The sequence below is a fragment of the Rhodococcus sp. G-MC3 genome (assembly GCF_030063335.1).
GTDB lineage: Bacteria > Actinomycetota > Actinomycetes > Mycobacteriales > Mycobacteriaceae > Rhodococcoides.
The window spans coordinates 111,756-128,577 of the sequence record NZ_JASISW010000014.1 but is presented as its reverse complement, the minus strand read 5'-3'; the positions used below and the strand labels follow the sequence as shown (position 1 = coordinate 128,577).

16 protein-coding genes are annotated in these 16,822 nt (G+C 62.5%); 3 read left to right on the top strand and 13 right to left on the bottom strand.

Annotated elements, in window-relative coordinates; translation table 11 throughout:
- Window positions 1-20: 20 nt before the first annotated feature.
- Together cbiE and QMK17_RS16835 are read right to left on the bottom strand one after the other, a co-directional pair.
- Window positions 21-1,232: a precorrin-6y C5,15-methyltransferase (decarboxylating) subunit CbiE gene (gene cbiE, locus QMK17_RS16840; RefSeq protein ID WP_283510444.1), complete on the bottom strand. Its 1,212-nt coding sequence runs from the start codon at window positions 1,230-1,232 to the stop codon at window positions 21-23.
- Entirely contained in the window at window positions 1,232-1,993 is a 762-nt protein-coding gene (locus QMK17_RS16835; RefSeq protein ID WP_283510417.1) for an SDR family NAD(P)-dependent oxidoreductase, read from the bottom strand. The genes cbiE and QMK17_RS16835 overlap by 1 nt, the downstream gene beginning before the upstream one ends.
- A gap of 23 nt (window positions 1,994-2,016) precedes the next feature.
- Between QMK17_RS16835 and QMK17_RS16830 the strand changes: the two genes are divergently transcribed.
- Entirely contained in the window at window positions 2,017-2,442 is a 426-nt protein-coding gene (locus QMK17_RS16830; protein ID WP_283510416.1) for a PPOX class F420-dependent oxidoreductase, read from the top strand.
- On the opposite strand, the gene QMK17_RS16825 is transcribed toward QMK17_RS16830, so the two are convergent.
- Complete coding sequence (locus QMK17_RS16825; protein WP_283510415.1) at window positions 2,428-3,612, bottom strand: M24 family metallopeptidase; 1,185 nt, start codon at window positions 3,610-3,612, stop codon at window positions 2,428-2,430. The two genes, QMK17_RS16830 and QMK17_RS16825, sit on opposite strands and share 15 nt — an antisense overlap.
- Before the next feature lie 27 nt (window positions 3,613-3,639).
- On the opposite strand from QMK17_RS16825, the gene QMK17_RS16820 reads away from it, so the two are divergent.
- Window positions 3,640-4,611 carry a 5'-3' exonuclease gene (locus QMK17_RS16820; protein WP_283510414.1) on the top strand — a complete coding sequence of 324 codons (972 nt, stop codon included), beginning with the start codon at window positions 3,640-3,642 and terminating at the stop codon, window positions 4,609-4,611.
- 41 nt (window positions 4,612-4,652) lie between these two features.
- On the opposite strand, the gene QMK17_RS16815 is transcribed toward QMK17_RS16820, so the two are convergent.
- The 7 genes from QMK17_RS16815 to pafA form a co-directional block, all read right to left on the bottom strand.
- Complete coding sequence (locus tag QMK17_RS16815; RefSeq protein ID WP_283510413.1) at window positions 4,653-5,621, bottom strand: DUF4333 domain-containing protein; 969 nt, start codon at window positions 5,619-5,621, stop codon at window positions 4,653-4,655.
- 85 nt (window positions 5,622-5,706) lie between these two features.
- Window positions 5,707-8,430 (bottom strand): DEAD/DEAH box helicase, encoded by a 2,724-nt coding sequence (locus tag QMK17_RS16810; protein ID WP_283510412.1) that lies wholly within the window; start codon window positions 8,428-8,430, stop codon window positions 5,707-5,709.
- Between the two features lie 9 nt (window positions 8,431-8,439).
- Window positions 8,440-9,384: a twin-arginine translocase subunit TatC gene (gene tatC / locus QMK17_RS16805; protein ID WP_283510411.1), complete on the bottom strand. Its 945-nt coding sequence runs from the start codon at window positions 9,382-9,384 to the stop codon at window positions 8,440-8,442.
- A 65-nt stretch (window positions 9,385-9,449) separates the two neighbouring features.
- Complete coding sequence (tatA, locus tag QMK17_RS16800; RefSeq protein WP_283510410.1) at window positions 9,450-9,761, bottom strand: Sec-independent protein translocase subunit TatA; 312 nt, start codon at window positions 9,759-9,761, stop codon at window positions 9,450-9,452.
- Between the two features lie 129 nt (window positions 9,762-9,890).
- Complete coding sequence (locus QMK17_RS16795; RefSeq protein WP_283510409.1) at window positions 9,891-10,859, bottom strand: helix-turn-helix transcriptional regulator; 969 nt, start codon at window positions 10,857-10,859, stop codon at window positions 9,891-9,893.
- A complete protein-coding gene (locus QMK17_RS16790; protein WP_283510408.1) occupies window positions 10,856-11,845 on the bottom strand; it encodes a helix-turn-helix transcriptional regulator in 990 nt (329 codons plus the stop codon). The genes QMK17_RS16795 and QMK17_RS16790 overlap by 4 nt, the downstream gene beginning before the upstream one ends.
- 81 nt (window positions 11,846-11,926) lie before the next feature.
- The gene (gene pafA, locus QMK17_RS16785) at window positions 11,927-13,285 is read right to left on the bottom strand and encodes a Pup--protein ligase (protein WP_283510407.1); all 1,359 of its coding nucleotides are present in this window, start codon (window positions 13,283-13,285) and stop codon (window positions 11,927-11,929) included.
- A gap of 110 nt (window positions 13,286-13,395) precedes the next feature.
- Between pafA and QMK17_RS16780 the strand changes: the two genes are divergently transcribed.
- Window positions 13,396-14,865: a bifunctional phosphatase PAP2/diacylglycerol kinase family protein gene (locus QMK17_RS16780; RefSeq protein WP_283510406.1), complete on the top strand. Its 1,470-nt coding sequence runs from the start codon at window positions 13,396-13,398 to the stop codon at window positions 14,863-14,865.
- 53 nt (window positions 14,866-14,918) lie between these two features.
- On the opposite strand, the gene prcA is transcribed toward QMK17_RS16780, so the two are convergent.
- From prcA to QMK17_RS16765, 3 genes are read right to left on the bottom strand one after another with little or no spacing between them, the layout of a single operon-like run.
- A complete protein-coding gene (prcA, locus tag QMK17_RS16775) occupies window positions 14,919-15,692 on the bottom strand; it encodes a proteasome subunit alpha (RefSeq protein WP_283510405.1) in 774 nt (257 codons plus the stop codon).
- Window positions 15,689-16,558 (bottom strand): proteasome subunit beta, encoded by an 870-nt coding sequence (gene prcB / locus QMK17_RS16770; RefSeq protein ID WP_283510404.1) that lies wholly within the window; start codon window positions 16,556-16,558, stop codon window positions 15,689-15,691. Before prcB ends, prcA begins: the two co-directional genes overlap by 4 nt.
- A complete protein-coding gene (locus QMK17_RS16765) occupies window positions 16,555-16,749 on the bottom strand; it encodes a ubiquitin-like protein Pup (protein WP_283510403.1) in 195 nt (64 codons plus the stop codon). Before QMK17_RS16765 ends, prcB begins: the two co-directional genes overlap by 4 nt.
- Window positions 16,750-16,822: the final 73 nt, after the last annotated feature.

The window sequence follows — 16,822 nt, the reverse complement described above, 5'->3', positions numbered from 1 at the left end:
AGTCTTCACTAATTCGCGCTTCACGATTTGGTGCAGACCCATTGCGCGATGGGAAGCTGCGGTCGCCAGCTGGTGAAGGCACCCAGTGGTTCCCCACGGTAGATCTGGAACTTCCGCAAGGATCCGCCGTAACGCGAAAAATAGTGCAGCAGAAGTGCTTCGGACTCCGCGGTCACCGCGTTGGCGACAAGCCGCCCACCGTCGGGCAGGTGGGACCAGCAGGTATCGACCATGCCGACCTGAGTCACTCCCCCACCGATGAACACAGCATTCGGAGACCCGAGGTTCTCGAACGCACCGGGGGCTGCTCCGCGAACGTCGAGGCCCGGCACTCCCAGCGCCGACGCGTTGGCGGTGATGTGCGCGCGGCGTCGAGGCACGGACTCGAAAATCGTCGCGCGACAGGTCGGATCGGTCCGCATCCATTCGATGGCAATCGACCCCGACCCACCGCCGACATCCCATAGAGACTCACCGGGCGACGGTGCGAGAGCCGACAGAGTCAGACTGCGCACCTCGTTCTTGGTGAGCTGTCCGTCGCCGTCGTAGGCCGAGTCCGGAAGACCTGGCATGCGTGTGAGTCTGGTACGTGACGGATCGGCGATGCACTCGATCGCAATCACGTTGAGCCGATCCCCCGCAGGGGCAGTCCACTCTGCAGCCGTACCGGCAACGATGTGTTCGGTCGGCCCGCCCAATTGTTCCAGAACTCTCATGTGCGATGCCCCGAAACCCGAGTCGCGGAGAAGTGTCGCCACCGCGACCGGCGTTTCGTGATCTCTGGACAGTGCCAGCACTTTCACACCGTCACTGAGGGCCGGAAGCAGCACCGACACAGCGGCATTGACGAGGTTCACTGTCGTTACGCCGTGCACGGCCCACCCGAGCCGCGCGCACGCGAGCGACAACGACGATGGAGCCGGAATGACCCGTAGCTGCGATGCTCCGAATTCGCGCACCAAGCTGACGCCGATTCCGTAGAACATCGGATCGCCGCTGGCAAGAACACAGATTCGGCTGCCCTCGAACTCGTCGATCGACGAGCGCAGTGCCGGCAGGAGTGGACTGGGCCACGTGCGTTGCCGCTCGCGTGGAACCGGAATCGACGCGAGCTGGCGCGTCGACCCGAAGACCACATCGGCTTCGGAAACGACCGCTCGCACCGATTCCGACAGTCCTTCCCATCCGTCGGCGCCGATCCCGACGACGTCTATCAGGCGGTCGTTGGCCATCAACGCGGCATCTTTCGCCACAACCACGCCGGTGCCATCTTCAGCAAGAAGTAGATCGGGGCCAGCACTCCCGGAACCCAGACGCGGGCTCGGCCACGCACGAGGGCCCGGACAACCGCGTCAGCGACCTGATCGGGAGTGCTGGAGAACGGGGCCGGAGTCATGCCCTCCGTCATGGACCCGATGACGAAGCCTGGCCGCACGAGAAGTAGCGACACTCCGGAACCGACAAGCGCATCGGACAGTCCACTGGCGAAGCCGTCCAAGCCTGCCTTCGCCGAGCCGTATACATAATTCGCCTTCCGTACGCGAACTCCTGCAACAGAGGAGAAGACGACGAGTTGGCCGTGGCGCTGCGCACGAAACAGCGCAGCGGCGTGGGTGAGCATCGATACCTGGGCAACGTAGTCGGTGTGCACGATCGACACCGCGTGGGCGGCGTCTGTCTCCGCACGCGACTGTTCACCCAGGATTCCGAATGCCAGCACGATCGTGGACAGCGGCCCATGAGCGCGGACCACCGATGCCAGCACCTCCGCGTGCGAAGCGAGATCGTCGGCGTCGAACTCCGCAACGGCGACAGAGCGCGCGCCTGCGGCCTTCACGGCCTCGATCTGAGTCCCGAGATCGGTACTACGCCTGGCCCCCAGGACGACGGTGCGTCCGGCGGCCAGACGCGTCGCGACTTCCAGCCCGATCTCGCTTCGGCCGCCGAGGATCAGAAGAGTGTCGTTGTCAGCAGGGGCAGTCACACCCGACATTCTGGCCGATTAACGTTGGCGGGATGGAGAGCACCCCTGTGAACCGGCCAGCTGATTCGACATCTCTGAGTCCTGCAGCGACGGAGTTTCTGTCCGAGCGTCATCTCGCAACCTTGACCACGCTGCGCAAGGACGGGACTCCTCACGTCGTCGCCGTCGGATTCACGTGGGATCCTGCCAACTCTGCCGTGCGGGTCATCACCGGCAGAAAGACGCAGAAGGCCATCAACGCAGCGCGCGGGGGTTACGCGGCGGTCAGTCAGGTCGATGGCGCCCGGTGGCTGACGCTGGAAGGCCCGTCGGAGGTACTCACCGACAAGGACGACGTCCTCGAGGGTGAGCAGCGCTACGCCGGTCGCTACCGAGTGCCACGCGAGAATCCGGAACGGGTGGTCATTCGGATCACCGTGCGACGAGTGCTCGGTTCCAGGTCGCTACTGGACCGCTGAGCGGACCGCTGCGCCTGCGTCCGGAAGGACGGCAAGTCCGTGGGGTCGCAGGTTGACCGGTTCGCATCCTTCTGCGGTGACGATCACGATGTCCTCGATACGGGCGCCCCATTGTCCCCGGAAATAGATTCCCGGTTCGATACTGAAAGCCATCCCGGCCTCGAGCACGATGTCGTTGCCGGCGACGATGTACGGCTCCTCGTGCACCGACAGACCGATTCCGTGTCCGGTCCGATGCAGAAACACCTCACCCAGCCCTTCGGCCACCAATATCTCCCGCGCAGCGGCATCGATCGCCTCGGCGGTGGCTCCTGGGCGCACAGCGTCGACAGCCGCCTGCTGTGCACGCTCGAGGATCGCGTACTGCGCGGCGGTGTCGGGCGCGGGCTCACCCATCACATAGGTACGCGTCGAGTCCGAGTTGTATCCCGGCGCGACGGGTCCACCGATGTCGATCACCACGACATCCCCGGACTCGATGACGCGATCGGACACCTCGTGGTGCGGGTCGGCACCGTGCGGGCCCGACCCGACGATAATGAAGGCGGCCTCGGTATGTCCCTCCTCGAGGATCGCCGTCGCAATATCCGATGCAACGTCGGCCTCAGTGCGACCCACAACGAGAAAGTCGCCCATGCGAGCGTGAACTCGGTCGATTGCCGCACCCGCACGCCGCAGGGCGTCGATCTCTGCGTCGTCCTTCTGCATGCGCAACCGGCGCAACACCGCGGTGGCGAGGATCGGAGTGCTCCCGACCGCGTCGGCGATCGGCACGAAGTGCAGTGCGGGCATCGCGTCGTCGACCGCCGTGGTGGCGCCGTGCTCCAGGGCGCCGGCGACGAGGGAATACGGACTGACACCGTCGACCCAGTCGAGGACCCTGAGCGCCAATTCCGCGACCGCAGACGCTTTCAGCGCAGCAAGTTCGAGACGTGGTACGACGATGAACGGTTCCGCGCCGTCCGACGGAATCACCAGGCAGATGAGCCGCTCGAACGAGCTCGCTCGTGAACCGAGCAGATACTGCAGATCGGATCCGGGTGTGATCAGCAGTGCAGCAATTCCTGCCTCGGCCGCGTACTCCGCTGCTCGGGCCAGTCGCAACGAGTAGATCTCGGACGAGAATCGGGCTGCACTGGTCGCAGACTCAGAAGATGCATCAGAACTCATGACTTCAGGTTATCGGCGTTTGGCAAGATGATGTCCATGACAGCCCCGGGAAAGTCGCCTCTGCTCCTCCTCGACGGAGCAAGTCTCTGGTTTCGCGCCTACTACGCTCTGCCCGAATCGATTACGGCGCCCGATGGCAGGCCGGTCAACGCCGTCCGTGGATTCATCGACATGGTTGCTGCTCTGATGGCGCGCACGGAGCCGACCAGATTGGCGGTGTGCCTTGATCTGAACTGGCGACCGCAGTTTCGGGTGGACCTGGTTCCGTCGTACAAGGCTCACCGTGTCGCCGAAGCCGCACCGGGCACACCCGAGAGCGAGGAGGTGCCGGACACGCTGACGCCTCAGGTCGACATGATCATGGATGTGCTGGCGGCCGCAGGGATCGCCACGGCAGGCGCAGAAGGACTGGAGGCGGATGACGTTCTTGGCACGCTCGCGGCGCTGGAACGTCGCGATCCCGTCGTGGTGGTAAGCGGCGACCGCGATCTGCTCCAGGTCGCCGCAGACGAACCGAACCAGGTCAAGGTGCTTTATGTAGGACGAGGACTCGCCAAGGCCGAGTTGTTCGGCCCGAACGAGGTCGCCGAAAAGTACGGAGTGCCACTCGACCGCGCGGGGGCCGCCTACGCAGAGTTGGCGCTGTTGCGCGGCGACGCATCCGACGGGCTGCCCGGCGTGAAGGGAGTGGGCGAAAAGACTGCGTCGACGCTGATGCTTCGTTACGGCTCGGTAGTTGCGCTCCGCGACGCCGCCCTGAATCCGTCCTCCGACATGGCGCAGGGAATTCGCGCCAAGCTCATGGGAGCAAGTGAGTACCTCGATGCGGCCCTACCCGTAGTGAGGGTCGTCACCGATGCCGACGTACGCCTCTCCAGATCCGACAAGATTCCCGCGACGCCCGCAGACTCGGAAGAACTCGCCCGCCTTGCCAACGAACTGGGCATCGTGAACGCCGTGGATCGACTCGTCGCTGCTCTCGCGACCCACGGCGCCTGACGGCTGAGTTCGACAGATGCTGAGTTCGACAGATGCCGGGTTCAACGAGGTCGCGACACCTCGTACGTGCCCTCGTCGTCGGTGAACGTGAGCGTCACCGTGCGCTCGGTCCCATCGACGGTGAGCGTGCACTCCAAGGAGCCGCCCTTTTCGACAGCGGTTCCATCGGGGCACGACACATCGGACACGTCCGTTGCGCCATAGGTGCCGGTGACGATTTCCTCGACACCCGACTCTGCCGCGGAACCATCGAGCTTCGATCCGCCGACCCCGGAGACAACACCGAATATGATCAGGACCACGACGATGAGTGCAACCAGCCCACCGATGACAAACAGCGGGGTCTTGGATTTTCCGCCGGACGCCGGCGCCTGGCCGGGGTTCCACTGGTGTGGTGGAAACTGCCCTGGCTGGCCCTGATACGGGGACTGACCCGGCACTCCGGCCTGAGGTTGCCCGTACTGCTGGCCGGGGTACTGGTTCTGGTTCCACTGGTTCCACGGGGGCTGCTGCGGTTGTCCAGGCTGGGATTGGCCTGAGTACTGCCCCTGCTGAGACTGTCCCTGCTGGCCGGGATAGGCACCCTGCGGGTACGGCTGACCCGGTTGGCCGGGGTACTGCCCCTGGGCGTAGCCCCCCTGCGGGTACTGACCCTGCTGTGGGTATTGACCCTGCTGTGGGTATTGACCCTGCTGCGGGTACTGACCCTGCTGCGGGTACTGACCCTGTGGGTATCCGGCCTGGGGATATCCGGCCTGGGGATATCCGCCTTGGGGCGTCTGGCCCTGCGGAGTGTAGGGGGATCCAGCAGCTGGGAAGGCCGACGTCGAACCCGTCTGTCCCCAGCCTTGCTGGTCCGAAGAAGGTTCGCCCGCCGCCGGACGACCCCACTGATCAGATTCGGGCGTCGAGCTCTCTGGTTGCCCTTGATCGCTTGGTGCAGGATCACTGTTTCCCTGATTACGAGACCACTGATCATCAGGTTCGTTCGGACCGTTAGGGCCGCTCATCTCGCCTCCACTGAAAATTCGATTGGTCAACCGCCATCGTTCTCGCGCCTACCGTACGCGGCCGACCGAACGTTATCGGAGACGGTCAAGCAGCGTCGACTGCTACGACGCCCCTGCGCAAGGCCGACACCGCTCTCGCTGCAGTCTTGGACATCTCGGCATCCGGAGAGGCAAGCCGAACCTGGTCCAGCAGATCGATTACCTGTCGGCACCATCGCACGAAATCGCCGCCGGACAGGGCTTTGCCGTTGTCTCCCGCAGCGACCAATGCATCGACAAGAGAGTTGCCGCTTGCCCATCGGTACACCGCTTTGACGAAGCCCATGTCGGGCTCCCGTGTCGTGGGAAGTTTGTGACGGACCTCGTCCGACCTCAGCTCGGTCCACACACGGACGGTGTCGGTCAGCGCGCCCCGAATCGCTGCGGTCGGCCCCTGAGGTGTCATGTCCCCCTCTTGACGCGATTCGAACACCACCGCGGATACGACGGCGGCGAGTTCGGCGGGCGCGAGTCCCTTCCACAGCCCTTGCCGCAGACATTCGGCGACCAAAAGGTCCGATTCCGAGTAGATGCGACTCAGCCGAAGTCCATTCTCGGTGACGTCCGGTGTGCGCGAACTGGTGATGTACTCACGTTCGGCGAGCAACGAGAGGATGCGATCGAAATTGCGTGCCAGCGAATTGGTCGTTGCCGATACCTTTTGACGCATCGTTTCGGTCTCGCGCGCCAGCTTGTTGTATCGCTCCCCCACCCGCCCGAGTTCGTCGCGGTCCGGGCGCGAGTGCACCGAATGGGATCGAATACTCCGACGGAGTGTTGCCAGTTCCCGGTCGTCGGACGCAGTGGACTTGCGCCGCGTGCGGTCCGACCGAGCCGAGATACCCGTCGATCTGAGCGACATCGACAGGTCGCGGCGCGTCCGCGCGGTGCGGTGGTCGACGAATCGCGGCAAACGCATGTGTCCCAAAGGTTCCGCCGCAGAGGGGAAGTCGGCGGCAGACAATCGGCCGGCCCACGCGTCCTCGGTGAGCACCAGCGGACGTGGGTCCTGACCATCGCCGTCAGGTTCAAGCACTACTGCGATACCGCTGTGCTTTCCGGAGGAAATGGCCACGACGTCACCTCGCTTCAGCGCGATCAGCGACTCGACCGCATTGTCACGACGATCCTGCCTGCCCTGGCGTTCGAGGGTTCGTTCCCGCTCCTTCAGACGTTCGCGCAACTTTGCATACTCGAAGTACTCGCCTTCGGGTCCACCGAGGCGCGCACTCAGCTGAGCGAGTGTCGTCGCGTTGCGGTCGATTCCGCGCACCAAACCGACGACCGATCTGTCGGCTTGGAACTGCGCGAACGATCGTTCGAGAAGCGCACGCGAGTCGGCCGCGCCGAACTGCTCGACGAGGTTGATCGACATGTTGTATCCCGGTCGGAACGAACTCCGAAGCGGAAAAGTACGAGTGGACGCGAGACCGGCAACCTCGGTGGGCTCGGTACCTGGTTGCCAAAGCACGACAGCATGCCCCTCGACGTCGATTCCGCGCCGTCCGGCCCTACCGGTGAGCTGCGTGTACTCACCCGGTGTCAGTTCGGCGTGGGTCTCTCCGTTGAACTTGACCAACTTCTCCAACACGACGGTTCGAGCTGGCATGTTGATTCCAAGCGCCAACGTTTCCGTAGCAAATACTGCGCGAACCAAGCCCTTGACGAAAAGCTCTTCGACCGTATGACGGAAGACGGGCAGCATGCCCGCGTGGTGCGCGGCCAGACCACGCTCCAACGCCTCGCGCCACTCCCAGAATCCGAGAACCTCCAGGTCCTCGCGTGGCAGTTCCGACGTGTGTTTGTCGGCGATGTAGCGAATTTCCTCCGCTTGCTCGGGCGTCGTCAATATCAGGCGTGAACGCAGACATTGCGTGACGGCGCCATCGCAGCCTGCGCGACTGAAGATAAAGGTGATAGCGGGGAGCAGACCTTCCTGATCGAGGCGAGCAATGACCTCGGGCCGCGGAAGTGGGCGGTTGTTGACACTGTTTCCGCTTCCGCCGCGCCCGCGACCACGGCCGTGCTGAGGCTGCCAGCGATCGACGTGCTCGAGGGACTGTCTTTGTTTGACGTGCCGAACGAGTTCCTTGTCCACGACGATCCTCGAGGCGCCGTCCCCCGACTGCGCGTGACTGTCGAACAGATCGAACAGTCGCCTCCCGACCATGATGTGCTGCGACAACGGCACCGGCCGGTTCTCGTCGACCACCACTGTGGTGTCGCCACGCACCGTTTCCATCCAGGCGCCGAATTCCTCGGCATTGCTGACCGTGGCCGACAAACTGACCAACCGAACGTCCTGCGAGAGGTGCAGGATGACCTCCTCCCACACCGCGCCGCGAAAACGGTCGGCAAGGTAATGAACCTCGTCCATCACCACATGTGACAGTCCACGAAGAGCATCCGAGGAGGCGTACAGCATGTTGCGAAGCACCTCCGTCGTCATGATGACGATCGGTGCATCCGGATTGATACTGGAATCACCGGTCAGCAGACCAACGGTTTCCCGCCCGTAACGCGCTGTGAGTTCGGCGAACTTTTGATTGCTCAGCGCCTTGATCGGTGTGGTGTAGAAACACTTTCGGCCGGATGCGAGAGCCAGATGCACGGCGAACTCACCGATGATCGTCTTGCCCGCCCCGGTAGGTGCACACACCAGAACTCCATGACCGGCTTCCAACGCCGTGCACGCGTCGACTTGAAATCTGTCGAGCGGAAAGCTGAGATGGTCGGTGAAACGCTGCAGTTCCGACGTGGAAACGGTCATGCAACCACGTCAGATCGTGTCGGTGAAGTCCGCCTTGTGCGTAACCGGGTCATGGATATCGATCGGGGACGAAATGGAACTTGCTGAATCGATGGACGTTGCTTCGTCATCGGATACTTCACCCCATTCGTCGGTTCTCTTGCGCAATTTACGCTTGTCGTGGAGTCGCGCGATCTGGACGGCAACTTCGAACAGCACAGTCAGCGCCAACGCCAGCGCCAGCATCGAGAACGGATCCTGGCCGGGAGTGGCAATTGCAGCGAACACGAACAGCCCGAAGATCAGGCCCCGCCGCCATGCCTTCAACCGCTCGTACGTGAGAACGCCGACGAAATTGAGTGCAACAACGAGCAACGGGATCTCGAAACTCACGCCGAAAATGATCAGAAGATTGATGACAAAACCGAAATACTGCTCACCACTCAGCGCAGTGATCTGAACATTGTCGCCGATCGACAGCAGGAAATGCAGTCCCTTGGCGACGATGTAGTACGCGAGAACTGCACCTGCAACGAACAGCACAGCCGCGGAAGACACGAACGAGATAGCGTAGCGGCGTTCCTGCTTGTACAAACCTGGCGTGACAAACGACCAGATCTGGTAGAGCCACACCGGGCACGCCAGAACAACGCCTGCCGTGAACGCAACCTTGAATCTGAGCAGGAACTGGTCGAACGGGCCGGTGGCCAGCAGCCGACATTCATTGTCCGCGGTCAACGACGCTCGCAAACTCGGATCCAGAGAACAGTAGGGTCCTCGAAGAATGTCGCCGAGACTGTCGATGCCGAACAACAGGTGCGAATACCAGAAGAAACCGAACGCTGTCGTCAAAGCGACGGCGACGATGGCCCACATCAGTCGGGTACGCAGTTCGTAGAGATGATCGACCAACGACATCGTGCCGTCAGGATTCAGGCGGCGCTTGCTGCGCCTCGGATCGAGTGGAATTCGCATTCTCTGTCTTCGCTCAGCATTGAACCGGGGTGCTGATCAGCACCCCGGTTTGCTTCGTCGTAGCGTCAGGCCGACTTGGTGTCCGGGTGAGCGTTCACGCCATTGGTCGAATGAACGTCGTTGGGACGAACGTCAGAGGCACGAAGGTCGCTCGCGTGGACGTCTACCTGCGGAGCAGAATCGAGCCGAGGCGATGCGGGAGGCTGGTTGGCCTGCGCGTCCTCTTTACCGTCGTTCTGCATTTCCTTCACTTCGCTCTTGAAAATCCGAAGTGACCGACCGAGTCCGCGTGCTGCATCTGGCAACTTCTTCGAACCGAACAGAATGACGACGACCAAAGCAACGATGGCCCAATGCCACGGGCTCATGGCTCCCATGTGTACCTCCCAAGATCAGATGAACTTAGCCTACCCGAGATCCGGACGCTGGGGCTGGCTGTAGCCGTTCGTGTCCTGTGTGTTCACCGGAACGGAACTTGACGTGCACCGAGAGGACAACACCGAGCATCACCCGAGTTCGCCGTACGCCGCCAGTGCGCCCCTCGCCCGCTCGCTGACACTGCGCTGGAGCTCAGGTGGGCTCAGCACCTGCACACCCTCGCCGAAGCCAAGAATCAACCTGGTCATCCATGCCGGTGTGGCGAATCGCATGGTGACGGTCACCGAACCGTCGTCCTCTGCCCCCACCTGTGTCATGGGGTAATAGTCCATCACCCACGCGTACCCGCGCGCGATACGAAGACGAGCCTGAGGCAACGACGGGTCATCGTTGAAAATCTCGAAGCTGTCTTCCTGGGGCGCGTCGGCCGGCGGAACCGAGCGTTCCGCCAATTCGACTGCACGATCGATTCTGTCGAAGCGGAACAGACGAACGCCTTCAGCTCGTCTGCACCAGGCTTGAAGGTAGCTGTGATCGTCGATCAGAACAGTTCTGATGGGGTCGACGACGCGTTCGGACACTGCGTCACGAGACGCCGAGTAATACGTCAGATTCAAGGCGTGCTGGTGTCGCAACGACGAGCGCACCGCAGCGGCCGCTGGATTCTCGGAATTTCCCTCCACCACGCCTCTCCCCGAGGCACCGGGTACATTTGCCGCCGCCGATCCGGCGGCATCCTCGATCTTGGCAATCGCGCGTTGCGCCGCCGACGGATCGACCATGCCCGGCATCGACGTCAACGACCTGAGCGCAACGAGCAAAGCCGTTGCCTCCGTAGACGTCAGACGCAAGGGACGATCGATGCCAGCAGAGAAAGTGACCTCGATGCTCTCTTCCGAGAATGACAGATCAATCAAATCACCCGGGCCGTAACCGGGGAGACCGCACATCCACAGCTGATTCAAGTCGGTCATCAGCGTCTCGGTCGATACACCGAGTTCCGTTGCCGCCTCAGCGGCGCTCATACCGGGGTTTGCCAAGAAGAACGGCACCATATTGAGCAATCTCGCCAATCGAACCGACAGCCGTGCGCTCATCGAACTCCTTCCACAACCGCTGTGCGCAATGTAGTGATCACATCGGCACGTAATTCGGGAGGATCGAGCACAAGCGCGTCAGCCCCGTGACCGGCGATCAGCCGGGTAACCCATTCCCACGACCGAACAGGAATCACCACGACCTCGCCGCGTCGCGCACCGACATCACGCTGCTCGACCACTGTGCCCATACGCCGGATTTCCGTGGCACCGTCGTCGACGATCCAGACTGTTGCCGTGCCGTTGACCTCGGCGGTACCTGCAACTCGCTCGACGATCGACTGAAGATCCACGTCGTCGGGCTTGCTAACACTGCCCGCGCGGCCGAATGTGGTGACGTCGTCGCCAATTCTGGAGAGGCGGAATGTGCGGATGTCATCGCGGTCGATGTCATGACCGACCAGATACCACCGCCCGCGAAAAGTCACGACTCCCCAAGGCTCGACCGTGCGAGCCGTGACCGGATCCGTCGCCGAACTCCTGTGCTCGAACTTCACCGATCGACCTGCGTCGATGGCGGCCAACAACGCGCCGAGAGCAGGCTCCGACCCTCTAGTGCGTGCGGGAACAGCAGTGACCGCTGCGACCGACTCGTCTTGATCGACCTGAATACCTGCGGCACGGAGCTTCAGCAATGCGCTCTGAGCAGCGGAGGTGAGCTCCGGAGACTCCCACAGCTGGACTGCGACCGCGACTGCAGCCGATTCCTCCCGACTCAAATCGATGTCGGGGAGTTCGTACGCATCACGATTGATGCGGTATCCCTCTGCTCCCCCCGTACCGATCACCATGCCGGTCTCGAGAGGCACACCGAGATCCCTCAACTCGTTCTTGTCGCGCTCGAACATGCGACTGAAAGCTTCGTCGCTTCCGGAGTCTCCGTAGCCCGCAACACTGTCTCTGATTCGCTCGGCCGTCACGAATTGACGCGTCGACAACAAACAGATGACAAGGTTCATCAGCCGTTCGACTTTGGTGATCGCCACTATGGAAGCCTATCGGTCCTCACTGCATGTGCTGCATCAGCCACGTCGCCAGGCCACTACCGAACCGGTTGAATGACGCAACTACATCGAGGCGATCAGACGCTCCACGCGTTCGTCGACGGACCGGAACGGGTCCTTGCACAGAACTGTTCGCTGAGCTTGGTCATTTAGTTTCAGATGCACCCAATCGACAGTGAAGTCGCGGCCCGCTTCCTGCGCCGCGGTAATGAATTCACCGCGCAGCTTCGCGCGTGTCGTCTGCGGCGGCAGGTCGACGGCCTCGTCGATCTGGTCGTCCTCGGTGATGCGTTTCGCGAGACCCTTGCGCTGAAGCAGGTCGAACACTCCTCGGCCACGTTTTATGTCGTGGTAGGCGAGGTCCAATTGTGCGATCTTCGGATCCGACAACTCCATGGAGTAGCGGTCTTGGTAGCGCTGAAACAGCTTCCGCTTGATGACCCAGTCGATTTCGGTGTCAACCTTCGCGAAGTCCTGAGCTTCGACCGCGTCGAGCGTGCGTCCCCACAGGTCGACCACCTGTTCGACTTGAGTGTTCGGCTCCCGCGTCTTCAGATGCTCCACTGCTCGTGCGTAGTATTCCCGCTGAATTTCGAGGGCACTCGCTTGACGACCGCCCGCCAGTCGAACGGGTCTGCGGCCTGTCAGATCGTGACTCACCTCGCGGATAGCACGAATCGGGTTGTCCAGGGCAAAGTCTCGGAACGAGACACCGGCCTCGATCATTTCAAGAACCAGCGCCGCACTTCCGACCTTGAGCATTGTGGACGGTTCAGCCATGTTCGAATCGCCCACGATAACGTGCAGGCGTCGATACTTCTCGGCATCGGCGTGGGGTTCGTCTCGCGTGTTGATGATCGGCCTCGACCTGGTGGTCGCGGACGACACGCCCTCCCAAATGTGCTCGGCACGCTGAGACAAGCAGAAAGTCGCGGCTTTGGGGGTCTGAAGGATCTTTCCAGCGCCGCAGATCAACTGACGGGTGACGAGGAACGGCAGTAGTACGTCCGAGATTCGAGAGAACTCCCCGGCACGCTGGACAAGGTAGTTCTCGTGGCAACCGTAGGAATTGCCCGCGGAATCCGTGTTGTTCTTGAACAGATATATGTCCCCGCCGATGCCTTCCTCGGCAAGGCGCTGCTCGGCGTCGATCAACAAGTCTTCGAGCACCCGCTCGCCGGCACGATCGTGGGTGACCAACTGCAGGAGGCTGTCACACTCTGCCGTCGCGTACTCGGGGTGAGACCCGACATCGAGATACAGACGGGCTCCGTTCCTGAGAAACACGTTGGAGCTACGCCCCCAGGAGACAACTCTTCGAAACAGGTATCGAGCTACCTCGTCGGGACTCAGCCGCCGGTGCCCGTGAAAAGTACACGTGACACCGAACTCGGTCTCGATGCCCATAATTCGTCGCTGCACACTTCGACAGTACAACGCAAACCGACCGATGATGCGTTCGAACGCGCAGCAGAGCAAATGTGGCGATGTGCAGATGCCGGGCCCGACGAGCAGACGCATAGGGTGGGGCGGTGACCGAGACGCCAATACCGTTGTTCGATCGGATCCACTCGTGGGACCTACGACTCTTCGAGCGCACAGCCGCAAGTCGCGCCTCCGCTGCCGATCCGTTCCTTCGCGCACTCAGTGCCTCCGCCGATCACAGTCGATTGTGGGTCGCGGCCGGCGCCGTGCTGTCGGTCAGGTCAGGACGGACCCGCCGCGGTGCAGTTCGCGGCCTGTTGGCCGTGGCGGCTGCGAGCGCGGTGGCGAACGGCCTGCTCAAGCCCGTTTTCCCTCGGTCGCGGCCGGGAACCGAACAGACGCCGCTGATGCGTCGTCTGCTCGCGCCGCCCGTGTCCTCGTCGTTTCCGTCCGGTCATTCGGCGTCGGCTGCGGCATTCGCCGTGGGAGTGGCGCTCGAGTCCCCCGCCGCGGGCGCTCTTGTCGCCCCGCTTGCAGCGGCAGTCTGTTATTCCCGGGTGCACACAGGCGTGCATTGGCCGTCCGATGTGGCGGCAGGCGCCCTGCTGGGGTCCGCAATTGCGTTGTCCACCAGGCGGTGGTGGGCAGTACGCACCGAAGACCCAGCCGAACTGGGACGGCGCGCCGAGGCTCCGACGCTCGCCGGGGGGAAAGGGCTTCTCGTTCTGATCAACCCCGGATCGGGCTCCGACGACTTCGTAACGGACGAGATAGCCGCGGCACTGCCCGAGGCAGAGTTTTTCGAACCGAAGCCTGATCTGGATTTCAACGAGCAACTGGAATCACGGATCGAGACGTCGACCCCCTCAGCGCTCGGTGTCTGCGGCGGCGACGGCACCATCGTCAGTGTCGCCGAATCCGCTGTGCGGCACAGCCTCCCGCTTGCAGTATTCCCCGGAGGCACACTCAACCACTTCGCCCGTGACGCAGGTGTGGCCGACGTGGTCTCGACGGCCGATGCTGTGCAGAGTGGGCACGCAGCTCACGTCGATCTTGCGTCCGTCGTGGTCAACGGGACCGAACGCGTCTTGTTCGTCAACACTGCGACGTTCGGTGGGTACCCCGATTCCGTGCGTCTGCGTGAACGGCTCGAGGGCAAAATCGGGAAATGGCCCGCTGCCGCAGTTGCGATGGTCAGAGTGCTCGCCGCCGCTCAGCCGCTCGACATCACCCTCGACGGGCGACCGCTGGCAGTGTGGATGTTGTTCGTCGGCAACGGCCGATACTCCCCAAGCGATCAGGTTCCGATGTCGCGGCCGTCCATCGGCTCCGGGACGCTCGACGTGCGATACCTCCCATCGACGCCGTTTCTGTCCCGCACACGACTGATCTTCGCCGCCCTGACCGGTACTCTCGGCTCGTCCGCAACCTATGTACACAGCTCCGTCGACGGACTGACCGTCGAAGTCGCAGGACCGGACATTGCACTCGCGACCGACGGCGAACTCACGGCCGACGGCCGGACATTCACATTCGGCACAGACAAAAACGGCCTCGTCCTCTACCGCAAGCAGTAGACGACGAGGCCGATCCAGCCAGGAGGCCAAAGCTGGCACACTCTGCCTGCGGTTTACTCCAGTGAGTCGGCGACCGCTGCCTGATCCTCCGCGACAGCAGAATCGTCAGCGGGCAACAATTCCTGCAGGGCAACGCCGGCGATACGCCGGAAAGCTCGACGGGGACGTGCTTGATCCAGGACCGCCACCTCGAGCGAGCTCACTTCGAGTTGCTTCTTGTCCGGCTCGGTCGAACCGTTCGGCGGCGGAGTTGCTCCTGCAGCAAGCGCATCCACCGAAATTTTCACGGCTGCGGCCATATCCATGCCGGGACGATACGACTCGCGCAGAGCGGCCACGATAGGTTCGGTAGTGCCGCCCATGACGACGAAGTCCTGCTCGTCGACGATGGAACCGTCGTACGTGATCCGGTACAGCTGACTCGAACCCGGCTCGTCCGAATGGGATACCTCCGCCACGCAGATCTCGACTTCGTAGGGTTTGAGCTGCTCGGTAAAAATTGTTCCCAATGCCTGCGCGTAGGTCTTGGCCAGCGATCGACCGGTGACGTCACGCCTGTCGTAGGTGTAACCCTTGGTGTCGGCGTGAAGAATTCCCGCTTTACGGAGGTTCTCGAATTCGTTGTACTTCCCCACCGCAGCGAAGCCAAGCCGGTCGTACAACTCGCTGACTTTGTGAAGCGCCGAGGAGCGGTTCTCGGCCACGAACAGCACGCCATCGGCGAACGACAGAACGATGACGCTCCGGCCGCGCGCAATACCCTTGCGTGCCAGTTCGGATCGGTCACGCATGATCTGCTCGGCCGATGCGTAGTACGGCATTGTCATGACGCAGCTCCCCCATCCTGTGCAGTGACGGCCGCTCGATCGGCAAGGACCGCACGAGCTGCTTCGGCGATTCGCGTCTGCGCTACATCACTTGCACCGACGCTCGTGATGGTCACCGCCGTCGGATAGATGCCGCGAGTGACGTCGGGGCCGCCTGTGGCCGAGTCGTCGTCGGCAGCGTCGTACAGGGACTCGACTGCCGCCCTCAGTGCTGCTTCTTCACCCAGTCCATGCGTGTAGAGCTTTTTGAGAGCCGACTTGGCGAACAGTGAGCCAGATCCAACAGCGTGGTACCCGGACCGCTCTTCGTAACGCCCACCCACGACGTCGTAGGACACAATTCGGCCGGCACGTGCGGGATCGCTGATGTCTACGTCGAAACCCACCAGCAACGGAACCGCTGCCAACCCCTGCATCGCCGCGCCGAGGTTGCTACGAACCATCGAGGACAACTTGTTGGCTTTGCCGTTGAACGTCAGCGGCATGCCCTCGATCTTCTCGTAGTGCTCGAGTTCCACCGCGAACAAGCGAACGAGTTCGATGGCGATTCCGGCTGTACCGGCAATACCTGCCGCCGAGAATTCGTCGGTGACATACACCTTCTGCATGTCTCGATTCGCGATCAGATTGCCCTGTGTTGCACGGCGATCGCCTGCAATCAATACGCCACCGGCGTACGTGACGGCGACGATCGTGGTGCCGTGCGGAGCAAGATCCGAGATGTCTGCTCCCATGGACAACGCTCGCGTCTCCGGAAGGAGGTGGGGGGCGTGGTCACGCAGGTGATCGGTGAACGAAGAGTGATGCGAACCGAACGTTGACAACAGGTCGCTTGGCAACGGGTTGGCCGTACGATCCACCGTCACTGGCCGCCCTTCTGGACGTAGGCACGCACGAAGTCTTCGGCGTTTTCCTCGAGCACGTCGTCGATCTCGTCGAGGAGGTCGTCGGTCTCTTCCGCCAGCTTTTCGCGCCGTTCCTGACCACCACCGGCTTCACCGGGGACCTCGTCGTCGTCGTCGCCACCGCCAGAGCGCCGTGTCTGCTCTTGAGCCATAGTCGCCGACCTCCTTACGTATTCGCAGTACCTGCTCGGACCTTCACCCTACCGATTCGGACCCCCGTTGGGG